Annotated in this window: 28 protein-coding genes; 17 read left to right on the top strand and 11 right to left on the bottom strand. The window is 61.6% G+C overall.

Annotated features, from left to right (window positions below; genetic code table 11):
- Window positions 1–5: 5 nt before the first annotated feature.
- Entirely contained in the window at window positions 6–1322 is a 1317-nt protein-coding gene (locus BUA38_RS06850; protein WP_083587485.1) for a dicarboxylate/amino acid:cation symporter, read from the bottom strand.
- Window positions 1323–1770: 448 nt separating this feature from the next.
- Here BUA38_RS06850 and BUA38_RS06845 point away from each other — a divergent pair, with 448 nt between their 5' ends.
- Entirely contained in the window at window positions 1771–2913 is a 1143-nt protein-coding gene (locus tag BUA38_RS06845; RefSeq protein ID WP_072817263.1) for an FAD-dependent monooxygenase, read from the top strand.
- Between the two features lie 15 nt (window positions 2914–2928).
- On the opposite strand, the gene BUA38_RS06840 is transcribed toward BUA38_RS06845, so the two are convergent.
- Window positions 2929–3948: a 1-aminocyclopropane-1-carboxylate deaminase gene (locus tag BUA38_RS06840; protein WP_072817262.1), complete on the bottom strand. Its 1020-nt coding sequence runs from the start codon at window positions 3946–3948 to the stop codon at window positions 2929–2931.
- A 142-nt stretch (window positions 3949–4090) separates the two neighbouring features.
- Between BUA38_RS06840 and BUA38_RS06835 the strand changes: the two genes are divergently transcribed.
- The gene (locus tag BUA38_RS06835) at window positions 4091–4561 is read left to right on the top strand and encodes an Lrp/AsnC family transcriptional regulator (RefSeq protein WP_072817261.1); all 471 of its coding nucleotides are present in this window, start codon (window positions 4091–4093) and stop codon (window positions 4559–4561) included.
- A gap of 15 nt (window positions 4562–4576) precedes the next feature.
- On the opposite strand, the gene BUA38_RS06830 is transcribed toward BUA38_RS06835, so the two are convergent.
- Window positions 4577–5533, bottom strand: a complete 957-nt coding sequence (locus BUA38_RS06830; RefSeq protein ID WP_072817260.1) for a LysR family transcriptional regulator — start codon at window positions 5531–5533, stop codon at window positions 4577–4579.
- A 129-nt stretch (window positions 5534–5662) separates the two neighbouring features.
- Between BUA38_RS06830 and solA the strand changes: the two genes are divergently transcribed.
- From solA to BUA38_RS06800, 6 genes are all read left to right on the top strand, one after another.
- A complete protein-coding gene (gene solA / locus BUA38_RS06825) occupies window positions 5663–6829 on the top strand; it encodes an N-methyl-L-tryptophan oxidase (protein WP_072817259.1) in 1167 nt (388 codons plus the stop codon).
- Window positions 6830–6853: 24 nt separating this feature from the next.
- Window positions 6854–7669: a transporter substrate-binding domain-containing protein gene (locus BUA38_RS06820; protein WP_072817258.1), complete on the top strand. Its 816-nt coding sequence runs from the start codon at window positions 6854–6856 to the stop codon at window positions 7667–7669.
- A 30-nt stretch (window positions 7670–7699) separates the two neighbouring features.
- Window positions 7700–8446 (top strand): amino acid ABC transporter permease, encoded by a 747-nt coding sequence (locus BUA38_RS06815; protein ID WP_072817257.1) that lies wholly within the window; start codon window positions 7700–7702, stop codon window positions 8444–8446.
- Window positions 8443–9288: an amino acid ABC transporter permease gene (locus tag BUA38_RS06810; RefSeq protein ID WP_072817256.1), complete on the top strand. Its 846-nt coding sequence runs from the start codon at window positions 8443–8445 to the stop codon at window positions 9286–9288. Before BUA38_RS06815 ends, BUA38_RS06810 begins: the two co-directional genes overlap by 4 nt.
- A gap of 10 nt (window positions 9289–9298) precedes the next feature.
- On the top strand, window positions 9299–10051 hold the full coding sequence (locus BUA38_RS06805; protein WP_072817255.1) for an amino acid ABC transporter ATP-binding protein: 753 nt from the start codon (window positions 9299–9301) through the stop codon (window positions 10049–10051).
- Between the two features lie 201 nt (window positions 10052–10252).
- Window positions 10253–10858 (top strand): outer membrane beta-barrel protein, encoded by a 606-nt coding sequence (locus BUA38_RS06800; protein WP_083587933.1) that lies wholly within the window; start codon window positions 10253–10255, stop codon window positions 10856–10858.
- 27 nt (window positions 10859–10885) lie between these two features.
- Here BUA38_RS06800 and BUA38_RS06795 read toward each other — a convergent pair whose 3' ends face one another.
- Complete coding sequence (locus BUA38_RS06795) at window positions 10886–11266, bottom strand: hypothetical protein (RefSeq protein ID WP_072817253.1); 381 nt, start codon at window positions 11264–11266, stop codon at window positions 10886–10888.
- 245 nt (window positions 11267–11511) lie between these two features.
- On the opposite strand from BUA38_RS06795, the gene BUA38_RS06790 reads away from it, so the two are divergent.
- Window positions 11512–11823: an HU family DNA-binding protein gene (locus BUA38_RS06790; protein ID WP_072817252.1), complete on the top strand. Its 312-nt coding sequence runs from the start codon at window positions 11512–11514 to the stop codon at window positions 11821–11823.
- 46 nt (window positions 11824–11869) lie between these two features.
- Here the strand turns inward: BUA38_RS06790 and BUA38_RS06785 are convergent, their stop codons facing one another.
- Complete coding sequence (locus tag BUA38_RS06785) at window positions 11870–12955, bottom strand: substrate-binding domain-containing protein (RefSeq protein ID WP_072817251.1); 1086 nt, start codon at window positions 12953–12955, stop codon at window positions 11870–11872.
- Window positions 12956–13072: 117 nt separating this feature from the next.
- On the opposite strand from BUA38_RS06785, the gene BUA38_RS06780 reads away from it, so the two are divergent.
- Window positions 13073–14560 carry an aldehyde dehydrogenase family protein gene (locus tag BUA38_RS06780; protein ID WP_072825902.1) on the top strand — a complete coding sequence of 496 codons (1488 nt, stop codon included), beginning with the start codon at window positions 13073–13075 and terminating at the stop codon, window positions 14558–14560.
- Window positions 14561–14629: 69 nt separating this feature from the next.
- Here BUA38_RS06780 and BUA38_RS06775 read toward each other — a convergent pair whose 3' ends face one another.
- The 3 genes from BUA38_RS06775 to BUA38_RS06765 all read right to left on the bottom strand — a co-directional run bounded on the left by BUA38_RS06775 (window position 14630) and on the right by BUA38_RS06765 (window position 16767).
- Entirely contained in the window at window positions 14630–15133 is a 504-nt protein-coding gene (locus BUA38_RS06775; protein ID WP_072817250.1) for a hypothetical protein, read from the bottom strand.
- 93 nt (window positions 15134–15226) lie between these two features.
- Window positions 15227–16054: a substrate-binding domain-containing protein gene (locus tag BUA38_RS06770; protein ID WP_072817249.1), complete on the bottom strand. Its 828-nt coding sequence runs from the start codon at window positions 16052–16054 to the stop codon at window positions 15227–15229.
- On the bottom strand, window positions 16051–16767 hold the full coding sequence (locus BUA38_RS06765) for an ABC transporter permease (protein WP_425304969.1): 717 nt from the start codon (window positions 16765–16767) through the stop codon (window positions 16051–16053). The genes BUA38_RS06770 and BUA38_RS06765 overlap by 4 nt, the downstream gene beginning before the upstream one ends.
- 445 nt (window positions 16768–17212) lie before the next feature.
- Between BUA38_RS06765 and BUA38_RS38735 the strand changes: the two genes are divergently transcribed.
- From BUA38_RS38735 to BUA38_RS06745, 3 genes are all read left to right on the top strand, one after another.
- Complete coding sequence (locus tag BUA38_RS38735) at window positions 17213–17338, top strand: hypothetical protein (RefSeq protein WP_425304947.1); 126 nt, start codon at window positions 17213–17215, stop codon at window positions 17336–17338.
- A 99-nt stretch (window positions 17339–17437) separates the two neighbouring features.
- Complete coding sequence (locus tag BUA38_RS06750) at window positions 17438–17947, top strand: ferritin-like domain-containing protein (protein ID WP_072817248.1); 510 nt, start codon at window positions 17438–17440, stop codon at window positions 17945–17947.
- 59 nt (window positions 17948–18006) lie between these two features.
- Complete coding sequence (locus BUA38_RS06745) at window positions 18007–18237, top strand: DUF2171 domain-containing protein (RefSeq protein ID WP_072817247.1); 231 nt, start codon at window positions 18007–18009, stop codon at window positions 18235–18237.
- A gap of 224 nt (window positions 18238–18461) precedes the next feature.
- Here BUA38_RS06745 and BUA38_RS06740 read toward each other — a convergent pair whose 3' ends face one another.
- On the bottom strand, window positions 18462–19424 hold the full coding sequence (locus tag BUA38_RS06740; RefSeq protein ID WP_156898418.1) for an IS110 family transposase: 963 nt from the start codon (window positions 19422–19424) through the stop codon (window positions 18462–18464).
- Between the two features lie 700 nt (window positions 19425–20124).
- Between BUA38_RS06740 and BUA38_RS06735 the strand changes: the two genes are divergently transcribed.
- From BUA38_RS06735 to BUA38_RS06720, 4 genes are all read left to right on the top strand, one after another.
- Window positions 20125–20502: a hypothetical protein gene (locus BUA38_RS06735; protein WP_072817246.1), complete on the top strand. Its 378-nt coding sequence runs from the start codon at window positions 20125–20127 to the stop codon at window positions 20500–20502.
- Window positions 20503–20766: 264 nt separating this feature from the next.
- On the top strand, window positions 20767–21798 hold the full coding sequence (gene dctP / locus BUA38_RS06730) for a TRAP transporter substrate-binding protein DctP (protein WP_156898417.1): 1032 nt from the start codon (window positions 20767–20769) through the stop codon (window positions 21796–21798).
- A 1-nt stretch (window position 21799) separates the two neighbouring features.
- Window positions 21800–22372: a TRAP transporter small permease gene (locus BUA38_RS06725; RefSeq protein ID WP_072817244.1), complete on the top strand. Its 573-nt coding sequence runs from the start codon at window positions 21800–21802 to the stop codon at window positions 22370–22372.
- Window positions 22373–22390: 18 nt separating this feature from the next.
- The gene (locus BUA38_RS06720) at window positions 22391–23671 is read left to right on the top strand and encodes a TRAP transporter large permease (RefSeq protein ID WP_072817243.1); all 1281 of its coding nucleotides are present in this window, start codon (window positions 22391–22393) and stop codon (window positions 23669–23671) included.
- Between the two features lie 18 nt (window positions 23672–23689).
- Here BUA38_RS06720 and BUA38_RS06715 read toward each other — a convergent pair whose 3' ends face one another.
- On the bottom strand, window positions 23690–24499 hold the full coding sequence (locus BUA38_RS06715; protein ID WP_072825899.1) for a WecB/TagA/CpsF family glycosyltransferase: 810 nt from the start codon (window positions 24497–24499) through the stop codon (window positions 23690–23692).
- Window positions 24492–26753 (bottom strand): exopolysaccharide transport family protein, encoded by a 2262-nt coding sequence (locus BUA38_RS06710; protein ID WP_072817242.1) that lies wholly within the window; start codon window positions 26751–26753, stop codon window positions 24492–24494. The genes BUA38_RS06715 and BUA38_RS06710 overlap by 8 nt, the downstream gene beginning before the upstream one ends.
- Window positions 26754–26810 lie beyond the last annotated feature (57 nt).

Genomic DNA, 26810 nt, shown 5'->3' with positions numbered 1-26810 from the left:
TCAAGCTAAAAAGATAGCTTGGAGGCGTCGGGATTGTCGAGGGTTTCGGAAAAGCGGGCCCGGTCCAGTTCCCCTTCCCACGCCGCGACGACGATCGTTGCCACCGCGGTTCCGATGAAATTGGTGAGCGCGCGGGCTTCCGACATGAAACGGTCGATGCCAAGGAGGAGCGCAATGCTCGCCACCGGCACATGGCCGGTCGCCCCGATCGCCGCCGCCAGTACGATGAAGCCACTGCCCGGCACGGCGGCCGCGCCTTTTGACGCGAGCAGACAGACCACGACCAGGACGACCTGCTGCCAGATCGACATCGGCGTGTCGGTCGCCTGCGCCAGAAATACGGCGGCCATGGTCAGGTAGATGCAGGTGCCGTCCAGATTGAAGGTATAGCCGGTCGGGATGACGAGGCCGACGGTCGATTCCGAACAGCCCGCCGCGGTCATCTTGGCGATGAAGCGCGGCATCACCGGCTCCGATCCGGAAAGTCCGAACACCAGCAGCAGCTCTTCGCGGAGATAGCGGATCAGTTTGAAGATGTTGAATCCGGCGACGCGGGCGACAAGGCCGAGCCCTGCGAAGATGAACAGCAGGCATGCTGCGTAGAACGTCAGCATGAAGCCGGACAGTGTCACGATCGCGCCGACGCCATATTTGCCGACGGTAAAGGCCATCGCGCCGAAGGCGCCGATCGGCGCGATCTGCATGATCATTCCGATCACGATGAAGAATACCTTCGACGTCGCTTCGACAAATTGCAGCACCGGTTTTCCGCGGGCGCCGAACCGTTGCAGGGCAATGCCGAACAGCACCGCAATGAAGAGCACCTGCAAGGTATCGCCATTGGTGAACGCACCCACGAACGTCGAGGGGATGACGTTCATCAAGAACCCGACCACCGACTGCTCATGTGATTGCGTGACATAGGATTCGATCAGTTTGGTATCGAGCGAGGCCGGCGAGACGTGCATGCCGACGCCTGGCTGCGCCAGGTTGACCACCAGCAATCCAAAAAGCAGCGCGATGGTGGTGCCGGCTTCGAAGTAGATCAGCGCCTTCAGGCCGATGCGGCCCGCTTTGCCCATGTCGTCCAGGCTCGCGATGCCCTGAACCACGGTGAGGAACACGATCGGCGCGATGATCATTTTGATCATCTTGATCAGGGCATCGCCGATCGGCTTCAGGCTCACGCCGACGTCCGGCCAGAGATAGCCGACCAGCGCGCCGATCGCGATCGCGATCAGCACCCGGATGTAGGGTTTGGTGTGCCAGCGCGCGGCCACCTCTTGCCCCTGGATGGCGCGGTCGCTCTCGATCGACGTCATATCGTGGTGTGTCTCCCGCCCGGTTCGGCTGGCTCGAACCAGCGCGTCATTGGCTCCTAGAATTGAATGGCCCGGGCTGCCGGTGCAAACGAGTTAAGATCAGGCAGCGTGAGGAGAACTCACAGCTAGTGGAGTGGATTTGACATTCGCTATCCATCAAGCCGCAGGTTCGTCGAGCGAATGTCAAATCCGAAACTCCACTAGAAGCTTATATTTGCTAGTGGTCCTTTGATTCTAACCTTCGCAAAGGTGCCCGCCGCGAAGGGGGGCGAATGTTAGAATCGGACCACTAGTTCTGCTGCGGTGCGTTCGTGAGAATTAGTCACGGCCGGTGAGAATTACTCGGTTGCGACGATGATGTCGTTCCACGAAAACCGTCCAAGGCCAGCATGGTCCAAGGCCAGCGTGGCTGTGCGGTCATGACCACTACAGAGGACGGGTTGCAACGATGAGCAGGATGTCGGTCGCCGTGATTGGTGCAGGGATGGGCGGCCTTGCCGTCGCCGCAGGGCTCACGCGCGCCGGCCTGGATGTGACGGTCTACGAGCAGGCCACCAAATTCGCTCGCCTCGGCGCCGGCATCCAGATCGGCTGCAATGCCGTGAAGGTGCTGCGCGAGTGGGGCCTGGAGCCGATGCTTCGCCGCGAAGCCTTCTACCCGCGCTCATGGAATAACCGGGAATACGATACGGGCGAGATCCGGTTTGACATGATCTTCGGCCCGGTGGCCGAAGACAAATACGGCGCGCCCTATCTGCTCGGCCACCGCGGCGATCTGCACTCAGCGCTCGCCAGCGCCGTGCCGGCCGAATGCCTTCGCCTCGGCCACAAGCTGGTCGGGATCGAGCAGCAAGCCGATCGCGGCGTCAGGCTGACATTTGCAAACGGGGTGACAACGATCGTGGATGCGGTGGTGGCGGCGGACGGCGTGCATTCCTTTGTGAAGGACGAACTGTTCGGCCGCCAGGAGCCGAACTTCACCGGCCGCATCGCCTACCGCACGGTGTATCCGGCATCGCTTCTGAACGGATATCAGATCGACGATTGCACCAAATGGTGGGGGCCGGATCGCCACATCGTCATTTATTATGTGAAGCCGGACCGCAGCGAGGTCTATTTCGTGACCAGCCAGCCCGAACCCGGCTTCACGGTCGAATCGTGGTCGGCGATGGGCGACGTGCGCGAGCTTCGAAATGCCTTTGCCGATTTTCATCCGCAGGTGCGCCATGTGCTGGAGTCGTGCCCGTCGGTGCACAAATGGGCGCTGGTCGATCGCGATCCGCTGTCGCGCTGGTGCGATGGCAACGTGACGCTGCTCGGCGACGCCTGCCATCCGATGACGCCCTATATGGCGCAAGGCGCGGCCATGGCGATCGAGGATGCGGCCATCCTGTCGCGTTGTCTCAAAGGGGTCGATCGCGACGGCGCGGCGAACGCGTTCCGGCGTTTCGAGGCCACCCGAAAGCAGCGCACCTCGCGCGTTCAGCTCAGTTCCCGCACCAATACCTGGCTCAAAGGCCCGACCAATCCGGATTGGGTCTATGGCTACGATGCGTGGAACGAACCGCTCGCCGATCTGGAACTGGTTTGAGGCGCGGTCGACGCCTTACCCGTTCCGATACGTGTAACTGTAGCCGTTGAGCGCCGGCGCGCCGCCAAGATGGGCATAGAGCACCTTGGCCCCATCCGGAAAGAAACCCTTCCTGACCAGATCGATCATGCCCTGCATGGATTTGCCCTCGTAGACGGGGTCCGTAATCATGGCCTCGGTCCGCGCCGCGAGGCGGATCGCATCGCTGGTTTCCTTGCTCGGCACGCCATAGGCCGGATAGGCGTAGTCTTCGAGGATGACGATCTCGTCGTCGCGCACCTTGCGCCCGAGTTCGACCAGTTCGGCGGTGCCATCGACGATTTCGCGCACCTGCGCGCGCGTCTGCGCCGGCGTGCCGGAGGCATCGATGCCGATCACGCGGTGTGCGCGATCATCCGCGGCAAAGCCGACGATCATGCCCGCTTGGGTCGAGCCGGTGACGACGCAGACGATGATGTAGTCGAAGGTGATGCCCATCTGCTTTTCCTGGGCGCGAACCTCTTCGGCGAAGCCGACATAGCCGAGGCCGCCATATTTGTGCACGGACGCGCCGGCCGGGATGCCGTAGGGCTTGCCGCCGGCGTCCTTCACCGACTGAATCGCGTCTTCCCAGCTCTTGCGGATCCCGATGTCGAATCCGTCCTCGACGATCCGGCTCTCGGCGCCCATCAATCGCGTCATCAGAATATTGCCGACGCGGTCGTACACCGCGTCTTCATGCGGCACCCAGCTTTCCTGGATGACGACGCATTTCATGCCGATCTTGGCCGCGGTCGCCGCAACCATGCGCGTGTGGTTCGACTGAACGCCGCCGATCGAGACCAGCGTATCGGCGTTTGAAGCGATCGCGTCGGGAACGATGTATTCGAGCTTGCGCAGCTTGTTGCCGCCCATCGCAAGGCCCGAATTGCAGTCGTCGCGCTTGGCGTAGATCTGCACCCTTCCGCCGAGCGCTTCGGTCAGGCGCGGCAGGTACTCGATCGGCGTAGGGCCGAAGGTCAAGGAATAGCGTTCGAACTTGTCGAGCCTGAGCATGTCGATCTCCGCGGAGGTAAACGGTGGCGAAGATGTAGCCAAAATCACGGAAAAGGTGCTCTCGAATTTTCTTCAGATTTTAAGCCGGATGCTCTATGAAAGAGATGATGGTAGTTCATTACTTCGAAAAATAAGCCATAGTATGAAAGAATCTTCCGAGCTCGATCGGATCGACCAGCGCATCCTGCGCCGTCTGCAACGCAACGGGCGGATGACCAACGCCGAACTGGCCAAGGCGGTCAGCATCAGCCCCGCCACATGCCACCGGCGGACCCAGCGGCTGTTCGACGAAGGCTTCATCCGCTCTGTGCGCGCCGAAGTATCTCCGGCCAAGGTCGATCGCGGGACGCTCGTCATCGTCGGCGTGGTGCTCGATCGTTCGACCCAGGAGAGTTTTTCCGCTTTTGAAGCGGCGGTCAGGAAGTTGACGTTTGTGCTCGATTGCCACCTGGTGGCCGGTGACTTCGACTTCTTTCTCAAGATCCGCGTGAAAGACATCGCCGATTTCAGACGACTGCATGGCGAGCAATTGCTTGCGCTTCCCGGCGTCCGGCAAACCCGCACCTTCTTCGTCATGAAGGAAGTCGTCGACGGGGCGCCGCTCGACTTTTAGCTGAGGCGGCCAGCCTCAACTCGCCGCCGTGAACCACGGCACGAGCGTTGAAATGCGGGGCATGGCCTGCGCCGAGATCGTGCTGCGCGCAATGTCGGCAATCCGAGGCGCGAGCGAGGACAGGTCGCCCCGGCGCGTGACCAGCAAAAGTTCGCGGGAGAAGCCGGGGCCGGGCAGCGGCAGCACGGCGACGTTTGCCGCGTGCGCTATTCCTTGAAGCAGGCAGAGCGGCGTGGTGATGGCCACCCCCATGCCGATCGAGACCATCGCAATCAGGCTGTCGGACGTGTCGAACTCGAAAGCGCGCGGCGCACGAATCGCCAGCCGATTGAGATGCCGCTCGACCTGGGCGCCAACATAGGAGCGCTCGCTATGTCGCACCAGGCGACAGCGCTCGAGGATCTTTCCGAGCTCCAGCTCGCCGAGTTCGGCGGCAAGGTTGCGCGGAGCGACGAGCAAATAAGGCTCGCGGTAAAACGGAATCCGTTCGATGTCGTCCAGATCCTCCATCGCATCACAGGTGATCGCGGCATCGATCGTGTGACGCACCAGAGCTTCGGCATGCGAGCCGGCGAGGCCCGACCATGCCGTCAGGCTCAGCGCCATCGAACCGGTCGCGAGTTCCTTGACCAGGTGGGCACCCACCGTTCCGGCGTAGGAATCGACAAGACCAAGGCGCAGGTCGACCCGCTCCGGTAACATCGCGGCGGCGCGCAGCGCGTCAAGCAGGCTGCCGAAGTCGCGATTGATGTCGTGAAAACGGTTGGCGAGGATGCGGCCGGCTCTCGTCGCCTTGAGCGGCCGCCGGCTTCGATCCAGCAGCGTGACGCCCGTGGCGGCCTCCGCGCGACGAACCGCCTGGGACACCGCCGATTGCGTAATCCCGTAGCGCTGGGAGGCTTCCAGCATGCTGCCCGTCTCGGCCACGGCTGCGACGATCTGCAAGCTTCGGAGGTCCAGCTGATCGGTCATGGGCGCCTCAACTTAAGCGAAATTCACTTTGATCATTAATTTCACTTCAGAAGTGACAAAAATCTTGTCGAATTTGCCACTTCTGGTCAATTCCAATTCATGTCCATCGATTGAGCAGGGCCGCCATCCATGACTGAACAAGCCAATTTCGTCGTCGTCGGTCTCGGCGCCATGGGCAGCGCGGTCCTTTATCACTTGGCCAAGCGCGGCGTGGACGTCATCGGAATTGATCGCTTTGCGCCCCCGCACCGGATGGGGTCGAGTCATGGCGAAACCCGGATCACGCGGCAGGCGGTCGGCGAGGGCGGCGACTACGCGCCGCTGGTTCTCAATTCGCATCGGATCTGGCGCGAGCTCGAAGCCGAAACCGGAGAGAAGCTGCTGAACGCTTGCGGCGTCCTGGTCATGGGGCCAGGCTCCGGCCCAACCTCGCACCACGGCAAGCCGGACTTTGTCGCACGCTCGATCCAGGTGGCGCGGGAATTCGGCATCGCGCACGAGACGATTGACGGCGTCGAGGTCGGTCGTCGTTTTCCGCAGTTCCTGGGCCTCGCAGGCACCGAGAAGGCTTACTTCGAACCCGGTGGCGGCTATGTCTTTCCGGAACGTTGCATCTCGGCGCAATTGAGCCGCGCCGCGCAGTTGGGTGCAGAGATACGCACCGGCGTCGAGGTCCTTTCCATCACCGAGCGCGGTACGGTTCGCCTCGAGACTTCCGCCGGCGTGATCGAGGCGCGGCAGGCCGTGGTCACGGCGGGTGGCTGGACCGCGCCTTTGTTGGGCGCGCCCTTCGATCGCCTGCTCACGGTCAATCGTCAGGTGCTTCACTGGTACGAACTCGACGATCTCGCCGCTTACGGCCCTGGTGCGCCGGCCTTCATCTGGATGCATGGCGCGACGGATGTCGACTATTTCTACGGCTTTCCGCCGCTTCGCGGTGATCGCAGCATCAAGATCGCGACCGAGCAATACGAGACACAGACCACCGCGGATACCGTCAACCGCGAGGTCGACCCTGCCGAGTCGGACGCGATGTACCGAAAGCACGTCAAGGGCCGGCTGGCGGGCGCTACAGCTCGCGTCAGTCAGGCGGCCGCCTGTCTGTACACGATCACGCCCGATCGGGGGTTCATCATCGATCGCCACCCGCGTCTTGACCACGTGTTCGTGGTTTCGGCATGCTCGGGCCACGGCTTCAAGCACTCGGCCGGTATCGGCGAAGCCGTTGCCGAGCGATTGACCGGCGGACAACGGCAGGTCGATTTGACCGGCTTTTCGGTCGCGCGATTTGAATAATTCGAAATCAAGAGGCGAGGTCCCATGCGAACTATCATCCGCCTTCCGATCATCGGCATCTTGAGCGTCCTGTCGCTCGCGAGCGCGCAGGCCGCCGATGGCGTCGATGCCATCAAGCAGCGGGGAACGCTGATCGTCGGCGTCAAGGCCGACTACAAGCCGTTCGGCTTCCGCGATCCGCAAGGCAATATCGTGGGGCTCGAGCCGGATCTCGCCGGTGACGTCGCCAAGCGGTTAGGGGTGAAGATCGAGCTCGTACCGGTTGCTGCCTCCAACCGCATCGAATTCCTGCAACAGGGCAAGATCGACATGCTGATCGCGACCATGTCGGACAAGCCCGAGCGTCGCCGCGTCGTGCAGGCCATCGAGCCGCTTTATTACGCCGACTATGTCAACATCCTGCTCAACAAGAAGGCCGGCATCAAGGATTGGAGCGAACTGAAGGGCAAGGCGGTCTGTGCGACGTCCGGCGCCTGGTACAACAAGGACGTCGCGCGGCAATACGGTCCGGAGATCGTTTCATTCGATGGCTCGGAAAAGCCGCTTTATGCCATGAAGCAGGGCAACTGCATCGGCTATGTCTACGATCAGACTTTTTTGCAGGGCAAGCTGCTCGACGACGAGTGGAAGGATGACTACGCGCTGCCGCTCAAGGGCATCCTCGAAGCGCCCTGGATGATGGCGGTCGCGCTCGGCAACGCCAGTCTGCAAACGATGCTGGAAGACACCACGAAGGACTGGATGAAGACCGGCTTCATCGTCGACGAGGAGAAAAAGTGGGGCGTCCAGCCGACGGAATACTCGCAATCGATGCATGAGAAATATAAAGGCGCCAAGTAGAGCTGGGCCTCTAGGGCGAGAGGTCGCGCGATGGACGCCATTCCGGACTGGTTCAGGGAGCTCTATCAATCGACCGGACTGAACTTCACGGTCTTCTATGACGCCTACGACTGGAATCGTTACGTCAGCGGTTTGAAAATGACGCTGCTTCTCAGCGTCACCACGATCCTTTTAAGTCTCGTGATCGGCGCCATCGGTGCGCTGATCCAGAGCGGCCCGTCGCGGCTGTTGCGTGGTCTCGTCAACGGCTTCGTCGTGATATTCCGCAACACGCCGCCTCTGGTTCAACTGTTTTTCTTCTATTTCGGCCTCGGCACCATGTTGCCGGCGACCGAGACGGCGAGTGGAATGCGGGAGCCGCTGCTGAACAACGTGCAATGGGCCATCATCTCGCTGTCGCTGTTTGCCGCTGCCTTCAATGTCGAAATCTTTCGTTCCGGCATCGAAGCCGTGCCGAAGACAACCATCGAGGCCGCGGAAGCGCTCGGCTACAAGCGCTTCAAGGCTTACCGTCATATCGTTCTGCCGCTGGCGATCCGCGTCTGCCTGCCGGCGCTAAACAACAACCTGGTCAATCTCTTGAAGACCACGACACTGGCTTATGCGATCGCGGTGCCTGAGACGCTCTATGCGCTGAAGCAAATCTGGTCGGAATCGCAGAACGTGCTTGAGATGATGATCCTGCTGCTCGCGACCTATGGCGTGCTGGTCGGCGTGCTGGTCTGGCTGATGCAGCGCTGGGAGCGTGCGATGCATATTCCGGGTTATCACCGATGACGATGCCGAAGGTCTCAAGCGCGCGCATGCCGGTGCTGCTGCCGTTTCGGCTGAAGCGGCAACCGAGACAGCTTCGGCCCGGCGTGGTGTCCTGTGTCTTGCTGGGCGCTAGCTTCTTGTTGTTTGTGTCGAGCGCGTCGGCGCAAGGCGGCAAGGTGACGTTGTCGACCATGCAGGTGATCGTGAAATGGGCGCCGCTCCTGCTCACGGGTTTCGGCTTCAACATCCTGATCTCGGCGCTGGCGATGCTGCTCGGAACGATCGCGGGGCTTGGCCTTGGCCTCGGGCTGTTGTCCGAGCTGCGCGTGATCCGGCAAGTCAGTTGGGTCGTGACTCAAATTTTCCGGAACGCGCCATGGCTGGTGCTCTTGTTCTTCGTGATGTTTCTGGTGCCGTTCCAGGTCACGGTGTTCGGCCTGCGCATTCCCTTTCCCGACTGGGTCAAGGCGACGGCGGGGTTTGCGCTTCCCGTCATGGCCAATGTCGCGGAGGTGGTGCGGGGCGCGGTTCGCTCGGTGCCCGCAACCCAGTGGGAGGCAGCCGAGGCGCTTGCCTTCAGCCGCCGCCAGATCATGTGGCGCATCATCCTGCCGCAATGCATCAAGCGGATGTTGCCGCCCTGGATGAACATCTATTGCATCGTCGCGATGTCGACGGTGCTGGCTTCGATCGTCGGCGTTTCCGAGATGCTGACCCTCACAGCACAAGTGCATGCGGCCGAGGGCGGACGCCCCGAATTGTTCGCGCCGCTCTATGGCTTCGCGCTGCTCTGCTTCTTTCTCTATTGCTATCCGATCAATCTGTGGACGGCCCGCCTCGAGCGGCGCTTCCAAACCGGTTGAGGTAAGAAACATGACAGCTGCCTGGACCGCGGATCAACCGATCGTGACGTGCACCGATGTGCGGAAATCATTCGGCACCTTCGAGGTGCTCAAGGGCATCACCTTCTCTGTCCGCAAAGGCGAGGTGATCTGTATCATCGGCCCCTCCGGCTCGGGAAAGTCGACGTTGATCCGCTGCATCAACGCGCTGGTGCCGATCACATCGGGCACCATTCACGTCGAGGGGATCGACGTCACCGACCCCAGGCTCGACAAGCTCGCGCTGCGGCGCAAGGTCGGGATGGTGTTTCAGCAGTACAATCTGTTTCCGCACAAGACCGCGCTTGAGAACGTGATGATGGCGCCGATCCACGTGCTCCGTCAGGAGCGCAGCGCCGTCGAGGCGCGATCGAGGGCGTTGCTCGCCAAGGTGCGCCTTTCGGGAAAAGAGAACAGCTATCCCGGCGAATTGTCCGGCGGCCAGCAGCAACGCGTCGCCATCGCCCGCTCGCTCGCCATGCGTCCCGACGTGATGCTGTTTGACGAAGTCACCGCGGCGCTTGACCCGGAAACGGTGAAGGAGGTGCTGGTGACGATCCGCGAACTGGCGGAAGAAGGCATGACCTGCATGCTGGTCACGCACGAAATGGGATTTGCCCGCGAGGTCGCCGACCACATCTATTTCACCGATCATGGCGTCATCGTCGAGCACGGCCCGCCGGCGACCTTCTTCACCGAGGCACGCGACGAGCGCACGCAGCGCTTCCTGTCGCAGGTGCTTTGAGGCTGCGGGAGCCGGGCCAGCGGCGTGACCACCGGCAAGGGACGATTAAACCCCCGGGATTGGACAGAAACCTCAAGGAGTTCGCGTTTTCTGAACGGCCACCGGCCGATCGTTTGGTTCAAGGACCAGTATGACGGTGACTAGCATTCCCGACATCCTCGCTTTATAGTTTCGTCACAGGTTATTTGTGCGCGGATGTTCATGACTTCAGGCCAATCAGGTTTCGCAACCGCCCTTGCGGCAACACTGGCGCTGCTTGGTCTCGGTGCGCCGGCCGCACAGGCGCAATCAGTGCCGTACTGGACGTCCACCACCGGGTTCAATTCCAACCTGAGTTCAAACCTGACCTCGGAGACGAATGCGAACGCGAACGCCTTCGGCAACTTCTCCTCGCGCTACAATTTCGAGAACGGCTGGTTTGTCGGCACGGAACGCGGCAACCTTGGTTTTGGCAATCCTGGTTTTGGTGCAAACAGTTTCAGCCCCGTCTCGGCCTTCGGCAGCGCCAGTGCCTACTCTTATGAAGGCAGCCAGGTCGGCTACAACTTCAAGAGCGCGCCGGTTTCGATCTATGCCGGTCTCGATACGCTGAAGTACAACAACGCCCCGATCGTCGGCAGCCCATTTTCCGCGCTCGACTCCTCGTCGGCCAACGTGCCCGGTGGCTATCGCGTCAATGCCGGCGTCGAGTTCCGCCCGACCTCGAACCTCAGCCTGTCGGTCGGCGCGAGTTTCTCGCAGCAGCCGAACGACATCAATTCCTCGCTTCTGCCCGGCGCCTCACCGTTTGGCTTCCGCGGAAGGTGAGGGGGCTTCGGTCGCCCCGTCGAAGCTCTAGTTCACGATCCTGGCCGGTTCGCCTTGGCCGTCGGAGGCCAGCGCCTCGGCAAGCGTGTGCTGTAACTCGCGTTCCATGGAGAAGCAAACGCTGAAGCCGTCTGTGGTCGACAATGTCATCATTCCGGTGCCGGGATCAGACGACTGTTCCACGGTCCAGGACGCCAGCGGATAGGCGTATCGCAAGGTGTGATCACCAAATCGCGACTGCAGCGCCTTGTTGATCAATTCGGGCAGGGTCATGGCCAATGCCCCAACCTGGTTCAAGGGCAGCCGTATCGTGGCGGCCGCCCCGCTTGAATCGGTAAATCCGAGGACAACCGTGCTGCCATCCGGAGCGACTTCACAGGTCGTCAGCGATTGCGATTCGATATCCATTGATGCTATTTCCAGATCGTTATATTCATTAAAATATAGCGATATCCGGCGGGGCCGTCCAGTGTTGGTTGAAATTGCTGGTATTTTGGCTACCCACCGCCATATTCACTCTGCACTTGAACGCGGCCCGCTCTTTGTTCTAACGAACGTGTGCGGACCGTTCGCCAGGGCGGAATCCGGACAACATCGCTTACAGCGATAATGCGCGGCCTGGTCGCGTTCCCCTCAGAGATAAGGTCGCCACGATGGCCAAGATGACAAAGACTCAGTTGATTGACGCGATTGCAGAAGCAACGCAGGTTTCCAAAGGTGAAGTGAAGGCCGTCATCGAGGCGATGACGGCAGTTGGCTACAAGGAGCTGAACGAATCCGGCGAGTTCGTGATTCCGGGTTTTGCAAAGCTGTCGGTCGTCAACAAGCCGGCGAAAGAAGCCCGGACCGGCATCAATCCCTTTACCAAGGAGCCGATGGAATTTGCCGCCAAGCCCGCGAGCAAGTCGGTGAAGGCATCGCCATTGAAGGTGGCGAAGGATTCCGTGCTCAGTCCGCAGGACTGAGACCTCTAGTCAAGGCCGTCGTCGCGCCAGCCAATGATCCGGCGCTTTACTTGCTCCCTTCAAGCCGATCGAGAAAATCCTTCACGGAATACACCGTGCCGGTATCGGTCGCCTTGTATCCCGGTAGCGCCGCGACGGCCTTTTGAAATTCCCGGCCCTTCATGATGTCGAGCACCCGCCGCATCGGTTCGGTTTCCAGGAATGTCTGCTTGCAGGCAAAGACATAGTCCTCCGTGAGGAGGCGGATGAAGTCGAGACCGAACTGACGCGCCGCGGCTTCGACGCCGAAGGCAACGTCCGCCATGCCGCTCGCGACATAGGCGGCAACGGCGGCATGCGTGAACTCGATTTGTTGCGCGCCGTTGATCTTCGCCTCGTCGATCCCGTGCAGCGCCAGCAGCTGATCGAACAGCAGGCGGGTGCCTGAGTCATGGTCGCGGTTGACGAAGCGTGCCTTGGTGCGGACGATATCCTTGAGGGATGCAATCTTCAGCGGATTGCCCCGCTTGACCATCAGCCCCATTTCGCGCGTCACGAAGCTGACGATACGGTCCTGGCGCGGGTCGAGCCATTCCTTGCAGGCCTGGATGCCTTTTGCGCGCAATTCGCCGCGCGGCAGATGCACGCCGGACAGGTCGCAGGCGCCCTGGGCCAGCGAGACCAGCGAATGCTGGTTGCTGATATAACGCAGGTCGACGCCGATGCCGGGTTCGCGGTCGAGTAATTCGCGGAGTTTCGACACCGCAAAACCGTGACTGGCATGAACGCGAATGACGGATGGCCGTTGATGCAGGAACGGCTTGATCTCGGTGGCGAGTTCTTGCGCCAGATTTTCCAGTTGCGGACCGAGCCGGGCCTGCATCCGTTCGCCGGCCCAGACCAGTTTCTCTCCGAAAGGCGTGAGCTTCGAGCCCTTGCCGCGCTGGGTTTCGACCAGCGGCACGCCGAAGAACTGCGACCACTGCTCGACCAGGTTCCAGACATGGCGATAGGACAGATGCGCATCCCGCGCGGCGCTGGTGAGCTTGCCGGTTTTGCGGATTTCATTGAGCACACCCAGCATCACGACGACATTCTGCGGGCTGTCCTCCTTTTGAAATCGCCAGACGGTTTCGATCTCGATATGCAGCACGTTCCCACCCTAATTATGAAATCTAGTTCATATATGAAGGCGCCATAGGCAATCAATATCATATTTACGGCAGCAAATAACCTCCTACGTTCAAGGACAAGCTTTGGAGGAAATATGATGTCCGTTGCATATGACTTTACCCCGGAAACGGCCGCAGCCGAATTCCTGCGCAAACCGCACCAGCTTCTGATCGACGGCAAGCGCGTGCCATCCTCCTCGGGGCGGACGTTCAAATCCCTCAATCCCGCGACCGAAGAGGTCATCGCCACGATTGCCGAGGGCAACGAAGCCGACGTGGATCGCGCAGTCGCCGCGGCGCGCCGCGCCTTCGAGGGACCGTGGCGGACGATGCGCGCCGCCGAGCGCGGCCATCTCCTGCTCAAATGGGCCGAGTTGCTCAAGCGCCACGCCGACGAAATCGTCGAGATCGAGAGTCTCGATGGCGGCAAGCCGGTCTCGGCGACGCTGCGTCAGGATTTTCCCGCCGCGATCGACACGCTGACTTATTATGCCGGCTGGGCCGACAAGATCACCGGCGACGTCGTTCCGACCCGCGACGATGCGCTCACCTATACGGTGCGCGAGCCGGTCGGCGTGGTGGCGGCGATCGTGCCGTGGAATTTCCCGCTGATGATCGGGATGTGGAAGCTGGCGCCGGCGCTGGCGTGTGGCTGCACCATCGTCATGAAGCCTGCCGAACTGACCTCGTTGTCGGCACTGCGGATCGGTGAGCTGGCGCTGGAAGCCGGCATTCCGCCCGGCGTGCTCAACATCGTGCCCGGCCCGGGCCGCGTCGTCGGCGACGCGCTGGTCAACCATCCCGATGTCGACAAGGTGACGTTCACGGGCTCGCCCGGCGTCGGCCGCGGCATCATGAAGGGCGCGGCCGGCAACTTCAAACGCGTCTCGCTCGAGCTCGGTGGAAAATCCGCCAACGTGATCTTCGACGACGCCAATCTCGAAGCTGCGGCCAAGGCGGCCGCTGCCGGCATTTTCTTCAATGCCGGCCAGGTGTGCTCGGCGGGCTCCCGCGTGCTGGTGCAGGAAGGAGCCTACGACGAAGTCGTCGAGCGCCTCGCGGCGCGCGCCAAGTCGCTTCGCATGGGCGATCTCCTCGACCGCAACACGTCGCTGGGGCCGGTGATCTCGGAAAAGCAGATGAAGTCGATCCTCGATTATGTCGATATCGGTGAGAGGGAAGGCGCCTCATTGGTGACCGGCGGCGAGCGGGTCGGCCAACGCGGCTATTTCATCAGCGCGGCCGTGTTTGCCAATGTGAAGCACGAGATGCGGATCTCGCAGGAGGAAATCTTCGGACCGGTCGTCAGCGTCATCAAGTTCAAGGACGAGGCTGATGCGCTGCGGATCGCCAACGGCACGGCTTATAGCCTTGCCGCCGGGGTCTGGAGCCGGGACGTGGTCCGCGCCCAGCGTTTTGCAAAACGCGCCCGCGCCGGCACCGTCTGGATCAACACCTATGGTTATACCGATGTGCGGTTGCCGTGGGGTGGCGAGCGCGACTCCGGCCTCGGCCGCGAACATGGAACGGCAGCGATCCAGAATTTCACCGAACCGAAGGCGGTCTGGGTGAACCTCAGCGCCTGATAAAAGGCGCCCCTTTGGGAATCCGGCCGATCAAGATTGGAACGTGAAGTTCGGCGTCTGAAGTGGGCCTCAGTATAGCGCAATCATAAGGCCGCCGGTCAGGCCGATCGCCTGTTCGTGTCCCTTGTTCAACGTGACGCTATAAGTGGGCTCAATGAACCAGCCGAATTTGCGGTCTTTGGTCGGCCAGATCATCCATTCCATCGCAAACTCACCCGCGACCTTCGTGCCGCCTCCCGCCGTGGCATAACTCAACTGCGGACCCGCACCGACCATGAACTCGACATGCTCGTTGATCGTGAATGGCTTCTTGAAAAGAACGTCGGCTTGCCATTCCGTCTGCCCGGCGCGGAACAAGGGCGAGATACCCGTCTCGATTTCCAGCCAGTCCTTGATAACCGGGAATTCGACCGCGGCTGACGGTCCCGCGCTATAGGTTCCGTCCTGGATGCTGCGCTCCGTTGCGGCACCTAGTTCTATGACGGCGAGCGGCTCTTTCTCTTCCGCATGAACCAGTGGCGAGGAAACGATCAGCCCAAAGGCAGCAACGACATATCTCGGCTCGAAAATCATACGGATTTATCGGTGAACCTGAACCAGCCGGCAAGACGAAAATGCGACAAAATATCCAGACCGTTGACCCATGATCACAAATTTGGAAGTGGGCTATCTGGGCGAGGCGGCGGAGGGTTTGAACAACGGCTGTCCGTTCACCTGGTAGGCGCCGATGGCTTGCTGCCCCTCGGTCGAAACCAGCCATTCCGCAAAAACCTTCGCTGCGTCGAGCCGCGCAGCGCCGTGCTTGCCAGCGTTCAGTTCAATCACGTCGTAACGGTTGATCAGACGCGGATCGCCTTCGACGATGATAATAAGCGATCCCTTGTTATTGAAGCTGAGCCACGTCGCGCGGTCGGTTAGCGTGTAAGCGTTCATGGCGCTGGCCGCATTGAGGGCCTGCCCCATTCCGCCGCCGATATCGTGATACCATTTTTCGGGTTTTAGCGCTTCCGATGTGCGGCCAACACTGCTCCACAACCGCAACTCGGCGGCGTTGGTGCCGCTGCGGTCCCCCCGCGAAACGAAGGAAGCCCTTGCGGACGCGATCGCCTTCAGAGCCGCCGCGCTGTCCTTGCTGCCTAGAATGTGCGCCGGATCACTCGATGGCCCAACGATAACAAAGTCATTCCAGGCGATTTGCCGAAGCGTGGAGCTATATCCTTCGTCTACAAATTTGCGCTCTGCTTCCGGGTCATGAACCAGCACCACGTCGGCATCACCTCGACGCGCGGTGTCCAGCGCTTGACCCGTTCCTTGCGCGACCACGTTCACGACGATGCCAGTCTTGGCGGTGAACTGCGGGAGAATGTTTGCTAACAGTCCGGATGCTTCTACCGAGGTTGTCGAGGCCAATACGACTGATTGCCCTTCGGCAGCACTCGTGTTGATGGCAGCGAGGGTTATAACCAGAGCCAAGGCGTTGCGAAGTCCGGTCATACTTCGTCGCTCCCTGCTGTGCGCGCCCGTCCCGCCAGCGCGAAAACTGTCGCGCTGATCGAGATGCTGATCCCGACTAACACTATGCCCAAAGCCAAGGCCAATGACAGGTCGCCTTGGCTGGTTTGAAGAGCGATGGCCGTCGTCATCGTTCTGGTCAATCCGCGAATGTTGCCGCCGACCAGGATCACCGCTCCAACTTCCGAAACAGTGCGGCCAAAGCCCGCCAGTACAGCGGTCACGACGTCGGCGCGAATGATCATCAGAATTTGCGGAATGGGCTGTAACCGCGTCGCACCATCCATAACAAGTTCATCTCCGTAGCGCGCCCAGGCCCTCTCGCTGGCGCGGTGCACAAGTGCCGTGATGATAGGTGCGGCGAGGATCGTCTGCGCTATCACCATCGCGGTCGGGGTGAAGAGCAGTTCGAGGGAGCCGAGCGGACCTGAGCGAGACAGAGCAAGATACAACACGAGCCCGACAACGACCGGCGGCAAGCCAAAGAGCGCGTTGATCAGAACGATGACCAGTTGGCGCCCGGGAAATGCGAAAATGGCGAGCGCGGCCCCGAAGAGCACGCCGATGCCAGCCGCTATGGCCGTCGCGGCCAGACTAACGCCGATCGAAAGTCCGACAATCTCCAGGAAGTCGTTCAAGCGGTAGCCGATCCGGTAACAGAGCCCTGAAAGTAAGCGATGCCCAAATCTGTCAATCAGGTTTTGCAGATCGGGTCTAGCGGGTAATCTGTCGAAAGCCATCCGCGAGGGTGCACTGACCGCGCGGCTGGTTAGGCCCGGCGCGTACTTACGGAACGCAGCCGGGCCGCTCCGCAGGATCTCATTAGGTGTCAGTACATGAAACGCATCCACGGCCTGGACATTCCTCAAACGCTCGAAGATGCATGCGATCCGCAGCGGATGGCGCTGGTGGTCTATGACATGCAAGTCGGCATCTTGAAGCAGATCAAGGACCCGCACGTGGTCGTCTCCAGGGTGTCTCGCGTCTTGCAAGCGGCGCGAGCTGCGGGAGTGCGCACATTCTTCATGCGACATATGTCACTGCCCAAGGAGTTGATGGGAACCTTCTGCTATCGCTTGGCGACGGCGTGGCATCGAGCCGACGGCCCGTCACGCAGCCGACCTTGGTATCATTCCGATTGTGGTGGAGGACGCCTGCGGCAGCGGACATGCCGAAGCTGCCGAACGCTCCGTTGCGTCTCTGAAATTCGCTGGAGATGCGATCTTTACGGACGTGGACGGCTTTTGCCGGGCGCTTGGACGCTAGGCGGGTTGCTGACAAATCGCGGTGTTTTGGAACCATTGTTCAGTCCGCCTTTTATCCCGATAGCCCTCACGGGTATTTTCAACCGGGATTGGAACGAACATGGCCAAGAAGTCGATGCTGCTGAGCGACCTCTTTCACGAGACGCTCAAGGATATCTATTTTGCCGAGAACAAGATCCTGAAGACGCTTCCGAAGATGGCGAAGGCCGCGCAGTCGAAGGAACTGCAAAAGGCCTTCACGAAACATCTTCGTGAAACCGAAGGCCAGGTGAGGCGTCTCAATCAGGTCTTCAAGATCATCGGCAAGCCGCCACGCGGTAAAACCTGTGCGGCGATCAACGGTATCGCGGAAGAAGGCGCCGAGATCATGAAAGACTTCAAGGGAATGCCTGCGCTCGATGCCGGGCTTCTCGCGGCAGCTCAGGCGGTCGAACATTACGAGATGTCGCGTTATGGCACGCTGCGTACATGGGCCGAGGAACTTGGAATGGCTGACGCGGCCACGCTTTTGCAGGCGACGCTTGACGAAGAGGAGGCGACGGACGCAGCCCTCACCAAGCTTGCCGAATCCCTCGTCAACGTCGAAGCCGAACACGATCTGGCGGCCTGAAACGGAGTCAGGACGCCGCATCGGCTATTCAAGGGAGCCGTAAAAGGGAGCTATGGATCATGAGCGATATCAAGGAACACATGGAAGTTATCGGCGCCGACGGCGTGCACGTCGGTACGGTCGACAAGATCGAGGGCAGCCGGATCAAATTGACCAAGAAGGACAGCGGAGAGGGATCGCACAAGGGCCATCACCACTATATCGACCGCGGCCTGGTTGCCGACGTTGAAGGCAACAAGGTCCGGCTATCCGCCATTGGCGCCGTCGCCGTGACCATGGAGGAAGAATAGAAATAACTTAGCCACGGCTTGGCGTCCTCAAGCACCGCGCTTCATTCGTTCTTGAGTGATTTGCCCGACGGGCAAATCACTCAAACCGTGATGCATTGCTCCCGTTCAACAAATTCCCCTTGCCCCGACGGGCAAATCACCTTTAGAAGCCCGCGCATCTCGCGCCCGCAAGAGCAACTGTGTCGAGATAGACGAGGGCCTGGGCGCGATAAAGGTTCGCGCGATCAGGCGGGTGCGTAGCGAGCGGCATCCCATTTCTGGTGGCGAGCGATCATGACGTTGAGAATGCAGATCAGCTTGCGCATGCAGGCCACGAGGGCCACCTTCGGCTCCTTTCCCTTGGCGATCAGGCGGCGATAGAAGGCCTTGGCGACTGGATTGTTCTGCGTGGCAGCGCCGAGGCAAGGCATGTAGATGGCGTTGCGGATCCAGCGGCGGCCGCCCTTGATGTGGCGCTCGCCCCGGCGCTTTCCACTGTCATCGTCGTAAGGAGCGATGCCTACCAAAGCCGCGGCGATCTTATCGTTCACTTGCCCGAGTTCTGGCATCCCTGCAGCGAGGATCGCGGAGGTCGTTTCGGCGAAGCCCGGCACGCTCTCGATAATCTCGGCACGCTCGGCAAGGTGCGGTGTAGCCTTGACCTTGGCTGCGATCGCGAGCTCGAGCTTTTCAATTTCGGTCGCCAGACTCTTCAAGACGCGGGCCTGTGCTTTCTGAACCGGTCCCGGCGCGGCATGTGCACTTTGGCTTTGCAATCGGACCTTCAGCTCAACGAGCGCTAGGCGTGCTTTCACCAGGGCCGCCAGTTCCTCTTGGGCAGCATCATGTGTCTGGCTCGGCGTCTCGCCGAACGTCTCGGCAAACCAGGCGATCATCTCAGCATCGATCGTATCATTCTTGGCAAGCCGTCCGGCCGATTGAGCGAAGTGACGAACCCGCTTTGGGTCCACGATCCGTACCTCGATGCCGGCATCGAGCAGCACCTTGCGCCATTCACGCTCGTAACCGCCGCTCGCCTCCATCACCGCCTTGCCTACCTGGTGCCTGCGAAGCCAGGCCACCAGTTTGCGGCGACCTTGGGCGGTGTTCGGACAGGTCTGCCGCAACGCCAATGCTCGAATGCACAGGTCCACCTTGTCCTTGGCGACGTCGATGCCCACGACAGCGAGATCATTTTGTGCCATCATCCACTCCCTTCCTTGCTCGGTTCGGGCTCCAAGCCCATGCAACTGTTCGGGTTGAGGAAGACACCGGAGCTGTCCCTCGCTCTAATACAGGCTTTGCCGCCTTTGGGGCGCTACGGGCTCAGTTCCAGCAACGGGCGGTTTTGATCCAACCGCCCGTTCGCATGTTCTGCCAGATTTCCTGGACACAAGGGGCGTATCGCGATCGTCACGGACGTTGGCGCGGGATGCGATGGACGCTTTCGGCAGCGCAAGACGGGCGCTGGCTGGAAGCGTGCGGCGAAATCGTGTGGTCCTGATCTCCCGACGCTGGGATCAAGTTTGCGGGTGACGAGCCCGCGAACGACGGTGGCTAACAAGCCCGGACACCGGGGAGAGCGCGTCATAAGCCGCAAGAACCATCGCGCAGGGAATGCCGGATGTTTCGGCGTACCTGTGGTGACTAACTCGTGTGCTTTTTTGTTTTGCACGCGAGGCTGCGGGTGCGTTCGCGCACCGGCATTCCCTGTGCCCTCTTCTTACGAGGGACACGACGATGCATCACTCGGGCGCGAAACGTGCCGCGGGAAGGTGAGCGCTGTCGTCAATCAAGGCAGGCGCGGCCTCGCCTCGATCGATCTCCCATCGACTCGCGCGGGCATTGGGAGCTAGGCTTCGCCGTTTGGTTTGACGTTTATTGCAATCGTTCATTGGGGAGGGGTCGATGTCATACTATCGTGCTTGCTTTCTCGTGCTTTGTGCGTGGCCTCTGTTGAGCACTGCCACGCTGGCTCAAAATCAGAACCAGAACAAAAACCAAAATCAGAATCAGACGCAGAAGCCGGCTGTGGTTCAGCAAAAGCCGGCCGCGATACAGCAGGGTAACTATGCCAACCAGGGCACGGCGCAAGCCAACCATGTCTTCGATGGCAGGCAAAAGCCGGCCAATCCGGTCCAGGCCAATACCGGATCAAAGCCGAACCCGGTCGGGCAGCAGGTCAACTCGACGGCAAGCAGTCCCGGCTACAAGCCGGCTCAACATCTGCACACCAACCCGGTCCCGTCGCGACCGTCACGCGATCGACGACGACGGCAACAGTGACGCCCACCGTGACTCGGACGAGTACCACGCCGACCGTTACCCGCTCTACGACCACGGCAACGACGCCGCCCAAGAAGCCTTGAACGGGCCACCTCGCGGGGCGGTATTGTCGCGTCATTGCGAGCGCTAGCGGCCAACGCCAAAAGTCTGAGCCGGAACGCGCAAGAAATCGCCCCGATTACGGTTGCCAACCATCAAAACAGGCGCGATCCTTGCGCCGACGAAGAGGCCGGAAAACAGGTCGGAAAAGTTCGGGAGGACACGATGACACGGTTGAACCGGCGCGCCTTTGTGGCCGCCGCCGCCGGCGCGATCACGGCGCCGTATCTGTCGCGAAATGCTTTGGCGGATGATGCGATCAAGCTGCGCTGTTCGCTCGACACCGCGCCGTCGCACCCGCGCAACCAGGCGGTTGTCGATTATCTCGCCAAGATCGAGGAGGCTACTCAGGGCAAGATCAAGGCCGAAGTGTTCCATTCCGGCCAGCTGTTCGCCGATCTCAACGTCACCAAGGCTCTGATTCAGGGTCAGGTCGACATGGCCACGCCCGGCACCTGGACCATGACCGGGCTCGTGCCCGACGTCGATTTCTGCCAGTTGCCGGCGCTCTATAGTCCGGCGGTCGACGTGTACCGCCGTTGCAGCGACGGCGCGCCGGGCGAGCACGTCACCAGGCTGCTCGAGGGCAAGCTGCGTTCGCACATTCTTGGCAACTGGCTCGAGCTCGGTAACGAGAACTGGTACACGACGAAGAAAGAGATCCGCTCGCTGGAAGACTTGAACGGGCTGAAGATCCGCAGCCCCGGCGGCGCCGGCACTTCCTGGCGCATCGGTTTCGTGCACGGCATTCCCAACGTCACGCCGTGGCCGAATGTGCCGCTGGCGCTGTCGCAAGGCACTTTCGACGGCTTTGTCTCCAGCGACGAGAGCGTCACTTCCGCCAAACTGTGGGAGGCCGGCGTCAAATATTCCTATGCGGACCATCAGTTCTACGCCAACTACATCCCGATGGTGAGCGACGCCTTCTGGTCCAGGCTGGGTGAGGCCGAGCGCAAGCTGATGCGTGACATCTGGGCCGCGAATATCGAGCGCTACCGCGCGATGTCGACGAAGGCACAGGCCGACGCGCGCAAGACCATGCAATCGAACGGCGTGAGTTTCTTCGATCCGCCGGCGGATCAAGTGGCTGCCGATCGCAAGCGCATGATCGCCGCGCAGGCCGATCTGATCCGCGACACCAAGCTGTCGGCCGACATCGTCAAGCTGGTGACGGATACTGTCGGCAGTCACAGCTAACATGGCTGGTGGGGGCGGTTCAGCGGGACGTGATGGATGGTGGGACAAGGCTGAGCGGCTCCTGATCGGCCTGCTCGGTCTTGCCGCGATGATCGTTGGCCTCGTGCAGGTGGTCGGTCGCTATATCGCGCCGCGCTACGCGATCTCCTGGGCCGAGGAGGTGATCGTCTATCTCGTCGTCTGGGGCATCATGCTTGCGGCCTCGCAGCTCGTGCGCAGCGATGGCCATGTTCGGCCGGATCTGGTGCTGCGCGCGGTGTCGCCTCGGGTCCAGCGCTGGATGGAGGTGGCCAATTGCCTTGTCGCGCTGGCGTTCTGCGCAGGCCTTGCCTGGTACGGCTACAGCATCGTCGAGACCTCGTGGATGCTGGACGAGCGCTCCTCGTCGGACGTGCAGTTTCCGATGTGGCTTTATTCGGCGGCGGTGCCGACCGGCGCGGCGCTGATGTCCGGCCGTTACCTGATCCGGCTCTATCGCTATCTCTTCGCCTTCGATCCCGAAACCATGACGGTCGGCCACATCCCCGCGCATGAGCAGACCGGCTCGAGCGCGACGTTGTCACAGGTCGACTGAAGGCGAAGCGGACCCGTCATGCTCCTGATCCTGTTCCTGGTGATGTTCTTCGGCCTGCTCGCGGTTGGCATGCCGATCTTCCTCGTGCTCGGGCTGTGCGCGGCAATCCTCTATTTCGCCTCCGGCGAACCGCTGATCGGCGTCGCGCAGGTCATGATCGATCACCTGAACTCACCGACGCTGATGTCGCTGCCGTTGTTCGTGATGGCGGCGACATTCATGCGCTACGGCGGCGTCGCGAAAGCGCTGGTCGACCTGTCTGCCGCCTGGCTCGGCGGTGTGCGCGGTTCGCTAGGGCTCGTCACGGTCGTCGCCTGCACGCTGTTTGCGGCGATCTCGGGCTCGTCGGTCGCAACGGCCTTGGCGATGGGAACGATCCTGTTGCCAGCGATGATCGAGAAGGGCTATCCGCGCAGCTTTGCGCTCGGCGTGGTCGGTGCATCCGGCACCATCGGCATCGTCATCCCGCCGTCGCTGGCGCTGATCCTCTACGGCATCGTCGCCGAGCAGTCGGTGCCGCGCCTGTTTCTCGCAGGCGTACTGCCCGGCCTGTTGCAGGCCGCGGTGTTCTTTGTCTGGGTCTGGTACGACGCCAGGCGGCGCAAATTCCCGATCGAGCCGAGCCTGCCGCTTGCCGAGCGTCTCAGGGTGACTGCGCGAGCGATCCCGGCGTTGATCGTGCCTGTGATCGTGCTGGTCGGCATTTATGGCGGCGTCGTCACCGTGACCGAGGCCGCCGCGATTGCCGCGGTGGTGTCGCTGCTGGTGAGCCTCATTTATTACCGCGGTTTCCGCTGGTCGGAAACGCTGTGGGTGGTGGCGGATGCGCTCAAGAGCGCAGGCGCGATCATGCTGATCGTCGCCACGGCGCTTGCCTTCGGTCACTGGATGACGGCCTCAGGCATTCCGGCCGAACTCGTCAAATGGGTGCTGGCGCAGAACATGGCGCCGTGGCAGTTCCTGCTCGCGATCAACGTGCTGTTGCTCGTGCTCGGTTGTTTCCTCGAAGTGATCGCGACGCTCTTGCTGGTGCTGCCTATACTGGCGCCGGTGCTGCCGGCGCTCGGCGTCGATCCGGTGCACTTCTCGATCATCTTCACCCACAATATGGAGATTGCGCTGGTTCACCCGCCGGTGGGCCTGAATCTCTTCGTGCTGTCGACGATTTCGCACGCGCCGATCGGCGAGGTCGTGCGTGGCGTGTTGCCGTTCCTCATTTTGCTATTGATGGTGCTGATGATCATCACCTACGTGCCGACGCTCACGATGTGGCTGCCGCACGCGATCTACGGAAATTGAGCGCGAGGTGTTTTGCGGTCAGTCCGCATTCGCGCTGCGGCTGCGGTTGAGCAGCAGGTAAAGCGCGCGGGGATTCGTGGTGAAGTATCGCCAGAACAGCCGGCGTGGCTCGAGCCAGATGCGCCAGACCCACTCCAGGCCCGCGTCCTGCATCCATCGCGGCGCGCGGGCACGGCTGCCGGACAGGAAATTGAAAAGGCCGCCGGAGGTCTTGATGACGCCGACCTTGGTCAGTCGCGATGTGTATTCGGCGACGAAGGCTTGCTCATAGGGCACGCCGAGCGCCACCCACAGATAGTCCGGCGCGAGGTCGTTGATCTCGTCGACCTTGGCGCGCAATGCGTCGCCCCGGAGATAGCCGTGAGAATGTCCGACGATCCGCAGCTTCGGATACATCTTGCGGACGTTGGCGACCGCAATGGCGTTTTCGGCTTCGTCCGCGCCGAACATATAGAAAGAGAGGTTGGCTTCTTCGGCCTTGCGGGCCACCACATGGAACAGGTCGGTCGTCGCAACCCGTTCGGGCAGCCGCATCGGCGATTTCAGCCGCGACACCGCGACCAGCGGCTGGCCATCGGCGTTGATAAGATCAGCAGAGCGGAACAGCCGGTCTGTCATCGGTTCGGTGGAGCAGCGTGCCAGCACTTCGCCGTTGGCCGAGGTCAGATAGATCGGGCGCGTCACCCGGCGATGCGGGAACACCGCGTCAATCATGAAGTCGGCGGTTTGCTCGAGGTTGAGCACGGCGATGCGAAGCCCGCCGAGCGTGATCCTGGGAATGCTGGCCGTGGCGGCCCTGCCGACCGAGTTTGCGCGCCGCTCAAGCATATTGCGCGCTCCGGACCGATTGAACAGGAGCCGCATGCAGCTCGTTGATGACCACACCGATCAGCTTGCGCTCTGCGCCGCCGAGACTGGCGATGATGTCGTCCATGCAGCCATTGATATCGAGGCTGGCCGGCAGTGTCACGATCAGGCCGTCGGCTACGCCGATCAGCTTGAGGTCATCCGTGCCGAACGGCAGCGCCGGGCCGTCGATAATGATAAGGTCGTGGTCGCCACTGGCGCGCGCCTGCGCAATCGCCTTTCGAATGGCCTCGGCGGTGCCCGATCCGATCGCGGGCAGCACATCGATGTTGTTCTTGGTCTTGATCGCGCGCTGGGCCTTGCTGCCGATCGAGAGCCAGCCGAGCCGTTTTGCTTCCGGCTTGCGCGGGCCTTGCAGCTTGTTGGAGAGCAGACGGTTCGCGTGATCGGCGTCGATCACCAGCACCCTTGTATCATCGCGGGCGGCGGCGAGTGCAACGTTCAAGGTCACGATGCTTCGATCGCGGCTGGCGCCCTGGCCGATGACGGCCACGACCGGTGCGGCGTTGGCGGCGGCGCGCCGGCCGAGCGCGTCGCGCATGTCGCGCATCGCGTTGAGGAAGGTCGTGAGCGGGAAGGTGGCCCGCAGCGTCGGCCACCCGAGGCGCGTCAAATCGGGAATGCCGCCGGTCGCAAGAATGCCGCCAAGCGTGCGGATCATGTCGGATTCCTGCAAGCGCGCGATGCCGGGCTTCTCGGTGGCGGGGGCGACAGGCTTGTTCTCCAGCGGCTTTGCCGGCGAAGGTTGCGTCGCAGTCTCGGCGGCCACTTGGCCGGCAGGAGCAGCGGCAGCATTGATCGACAGCAGTTCGAGCGCCGCAAACCACATCGCCGCCGCCAGCGCGCCGAGCACGAGCCCGATCGCCGCCAGCAGACTTACGGCCGGCGGGAACGAGCGCCGCTGCGGCACCGTGGCTTCGCCAATGATGCGCGCGTTCGATGTATTGAGGCTCTCCTGTTCCTCGGTTTCGCGCGAGCGCTTGAGGAAGGACTGGTACACGTCGCGGCTCGCCTCGACGTCGCGCTCGAGTTCGCGGAGCCGCACCGAAGCCTGGCTGAGCTGAACGCTCTGACGTTTTTGCGCTTCCAAAGACCGGGTGAGCGAAGTTTCGTAGTCGCGGGCGCGCGTGAGATCGTTTTTCGCCGACTGGGCGTAACGATCGATTTCCTCGCTGACCGTGCGATGCAGGTCCTCGACCTGTTTTCCCATCTGCCGCAACGACGGATGCAGGGGCCCAAGCTCGCTCGTCATCTCGGCGAGACGCCGGCGTGCTTCGGCATATTGCGCACGCAAATTGGCAATCGTCGGCGATTGCAGGGCTTCGGGAATAGCGCCGGCGTCGCTCGCGGCGCGGCGGCTCGCTTCAATCTGATCAAGTTTGGCTTGCGCATCGAGGGTCGCGGCATGCGCCGCGGCGAGACGCTGATTGCTTGCGAGCAACTGCTGGTCGGTGATCAGCGTGTCCTGCGTGCCGACAAAATTGTTTTGCGCCTTGTAGACCGCAAGCGTGTTCTCGGCGGTGCGCAGCCGTTCCTGCAATTCCTTCAGCCGGCCCGACAGATCGGAAGTGGCGCGCCGCGCGGCGATGGATTGCGAGTTCTTGGTTTCGATCAGATAGGCGCTGGAGATCGCGTTGGCGAGCATCGCCGCCTTGGCGGGATCCTCGGACCAGACGTCGATGTCGACGATGAACGTGCGATCGGTTTTCTTGACGATGATATGGCGGTTGAGTGCGTCGAGCGCCGCGGTCTGACCGTTCGCCGGTGCTTTGGTCTGCCGCGCTTCAAGTCCAAACAGGCCGAGCAAATTCGACGTCATTCCGTTCGCGCCGCCGCCGAATTCGGGATCCCGGTCGATCTGCGTGTTCTGGATGACATGCGTCAAAACGCTGTTGGACGTAATCACGCGGGCCTGGCTTTCGACCACCATCGCAAGACCGGAAATGTCCTGCGAGCGCGGCGTCAGTTCGCGATCGACGAGCTGCAACTCGCGCGGGTCGACGTAAAGTTGGGAAGTCGCGAAATATTTCGGCGTCAGGCTTTTGCCGATCGCGATCGCCGCGCAGGCGCCGATCAAGCCCGCGGCCGCGATCGCGGTCTTGCGCCGCCACAGCAACTGCACGAGCTGCAACACGTTCAAGCCGGCGGAGGGTCGCGCGGGCTTTGGCCCGGCGTCCGGCTTGGATCGCGTTATAGGTTGGTCATACGCCAGCATGAACCCCGGTTTCCATTCGAACCGCCGAACGCGTCGGCTGAGCGGCTACTTCTCGGG

This window comes from Bradyrhizobium erythrophlei (assembly GCF_900142985.1).
In the GTDB taxonomy this organism is placed as follows: domain Bacteria; phylum Pseudomonadota; class Alphaproteobacteria; order Rhizobiales; family Xanthobacteraceae; genus Bradyrhizobium; species Bradyrhizobium erythrophlei_B.
The sequence above is the reverse complement of the archived record's forward strand: the minus strand, read 5'-3'. Positions and strand labels throughout refer to the sequence as shown.

What these genes read in the sequence shown, in the direction of transcription:
- solA (WP_072817259.1), top strand. Translation starts at nt 5,663, where the DNA reads ATGACTGAACAAGCCAATTTCGTCGTCGTCGGTCTCGGCGCCATGGGC.
- BUA38_RS06745 (WP_072817247.1), top strand. Translation starts at nt 18,007, where the DNA reads ATGAGCGATATCAAGGAACACATGGAAGTTATCGGCGCCGACGGCGTG.
- BUA38_RS06735 (WP_072817246.1), top strand. Translation starts at nt 20,125, where the DNA reads ATGTCATACTATCGTGCTTGCTTTCTCGTGCTTTGTGCGTGGCCTCTG.
- BUA38_RS06770 (WP_072817249.1), bottom strand. Translation starts at nt 16,054, where the DNA reads ATGACCGGACTTCGCAACGCCTTGGCTCTGGTTATAACCCTCGCTGCC.
- BUA38_RS06835 (WP_072817261.1), top strand. Translation starts at nt 4,091, where the DNA reads ATGAAAGAATCTTCCGAGCTCGATCGGATCGACCAGCGCATCCTGCGC.
- BUA38_RS06820 (WP_072817258.1), top strand. Translation starts at nt 6,854, where the DNA reads ATGCGAACTATCATCCGCCTTCCGATCATCGGCATCTTGAGCGTCCTG.
- BUA38_RS06775 (WP_072817250.1), bottom strand. Translation starts at nt 15,133, where the DNA reads ATGATTTTCGAGCCGAGATATGTCGTTGCTGCCTTTGGGCTGATCGTT.
- BUA38_RS06800 (WP_083587933.1), top strand. Translation starts at nt 10,253, where the DNA reads ATGACTTCAGGCCAATCAGGTTTCGCAACCGCCCTTGCGGCAACACTG.
- BUA38_RS06710 (WP_072817242.1), bottom strand. Translation starts at nt 26,753, where the DNA reads ATGCTGGCGTATGACCAACCTATAACGCGATCCAAGCCGGACGCCGGG.
- BUA38_RS06790 (WP_072817252.1), top strand. Translation starts at nt 11,512, where the DNA reads ATGGCCAAGATGACAAAGACTCAGTTGATTGACGCGATTGCAGAAGCA.
- BUA38_RS06720 (WP_072817243.1), top strand. Translation starts at nt 22,391, where the DNA reads ATGCTCCTGATCCTGTTCCTGGTGATGTTCTTCGGCCTGCTCGCGGTT.
- BUA38_RS06715 (WP_072825899.1), bottom strand. Translation starts at nt 24,499, where the DNA reads ATGCTTGAGCGGCGCGCAAACTCGGTCGGCAGGGCCGCCACGGCCAGC.
- BUA38_RS06740 (WP_156898418.1), bottom strand. Translation starts at nt 19,424, where the DNA reads ATGATGGCACAAAATGATCTCGCTGTCGTGGGCATCGACGTCGCCAAG.
- BUA38_RS06830 (WP_072817260.1), bottom strand. Translation starts at nt 5,533, where the DNA reads ATGACCGATCAGCTGGACCTCCGAAGCTTGCAGATCGTCGCAGCCGTG.
- BUA38_RS06850 (WP_083587485.1), bottom strand. Translation starts at nt 1,322, where the DNA reads ATGACGTCGATCGAGAGCGACCGCGCCATCCAGGGGCAAGAGGTGGCC.
- BUA38_RS06805 (WP_072817255.1), top strand. Translation starts at nt 9,299, where the DNA reads ATGACAGCTGCCTGGACCGCGGATCAACCGATCGTGACGTGCACCGAT.
- BUA38_RS06815 (WP_072817257.1), top strand. Translation starts at nt 7,700, where the DNA reads ATGGACGCCATTCCGGACTGGTTCAGGGAGCTCTATCAATCGACCGGA.
- BUA38_RS06780 (WP_072825902.1), top strand. Translation starts at nt 13,073, where the DNA reads ATGTCCGTTGCATATGACTTTACCCCGGAAACGGCCGCAGCCGAATTC.
- dctP (WP_156898417.1), top strand. Translation starts at nt 20,767, where the DNA reads ATGACACGGTTGAACCGGCGCGCCTTTGTGGCCGCCGCCGCCGGCGCG.
- BUA38_RS06810 (WP_072817256.1), top strand. Translation starts at nt 8,443, where the DNA reads ATGACGATGCCGAAGGTCTCAAGCGCGCGCATGCCGGTGCTGCTGCCG.
- BUA38_RS06795 (WP_072817253.1), bottom strand. Translation starts at nt 11,266, where the DNA reads ATGGATATCGAATCGCAATCGCTGACGACCTGTGAAGTCGCTCCGGAT.
- BUA38_RS06845 (WP_072817263.1), top strand. Translation starts at nt 1,771, where the DNA reads ATGAGCAGGATGTCGGTCGCCGTGATTGGTGCAGGGATGGGCGGCCTT.
- BUA38_RS06750 (WP_072817248.1), top strand. Translation starts at nt 17,438, where the DNA reads ATGGCCAAGAAGTCGATGCTGCTGAGCGACCTCTTTCACGAGACGCTC.
- BUA38_RS06840 (WP_072817262.1), bottom strand. Translation starts at nt 3,948, where the DNA reads ATGCTCAGGCTCGACAAGTTCGAACGCTATTCCTTGACCTTCGGCCCT.
- BUA38_RS06725 (WP_072817244.1), top strand. Translation starts at nt 21,800, where the DNA reads ATGGCTGGTGGGGGCGGTTCAGCGGGACGTGATGGATGGTGGGACAAG.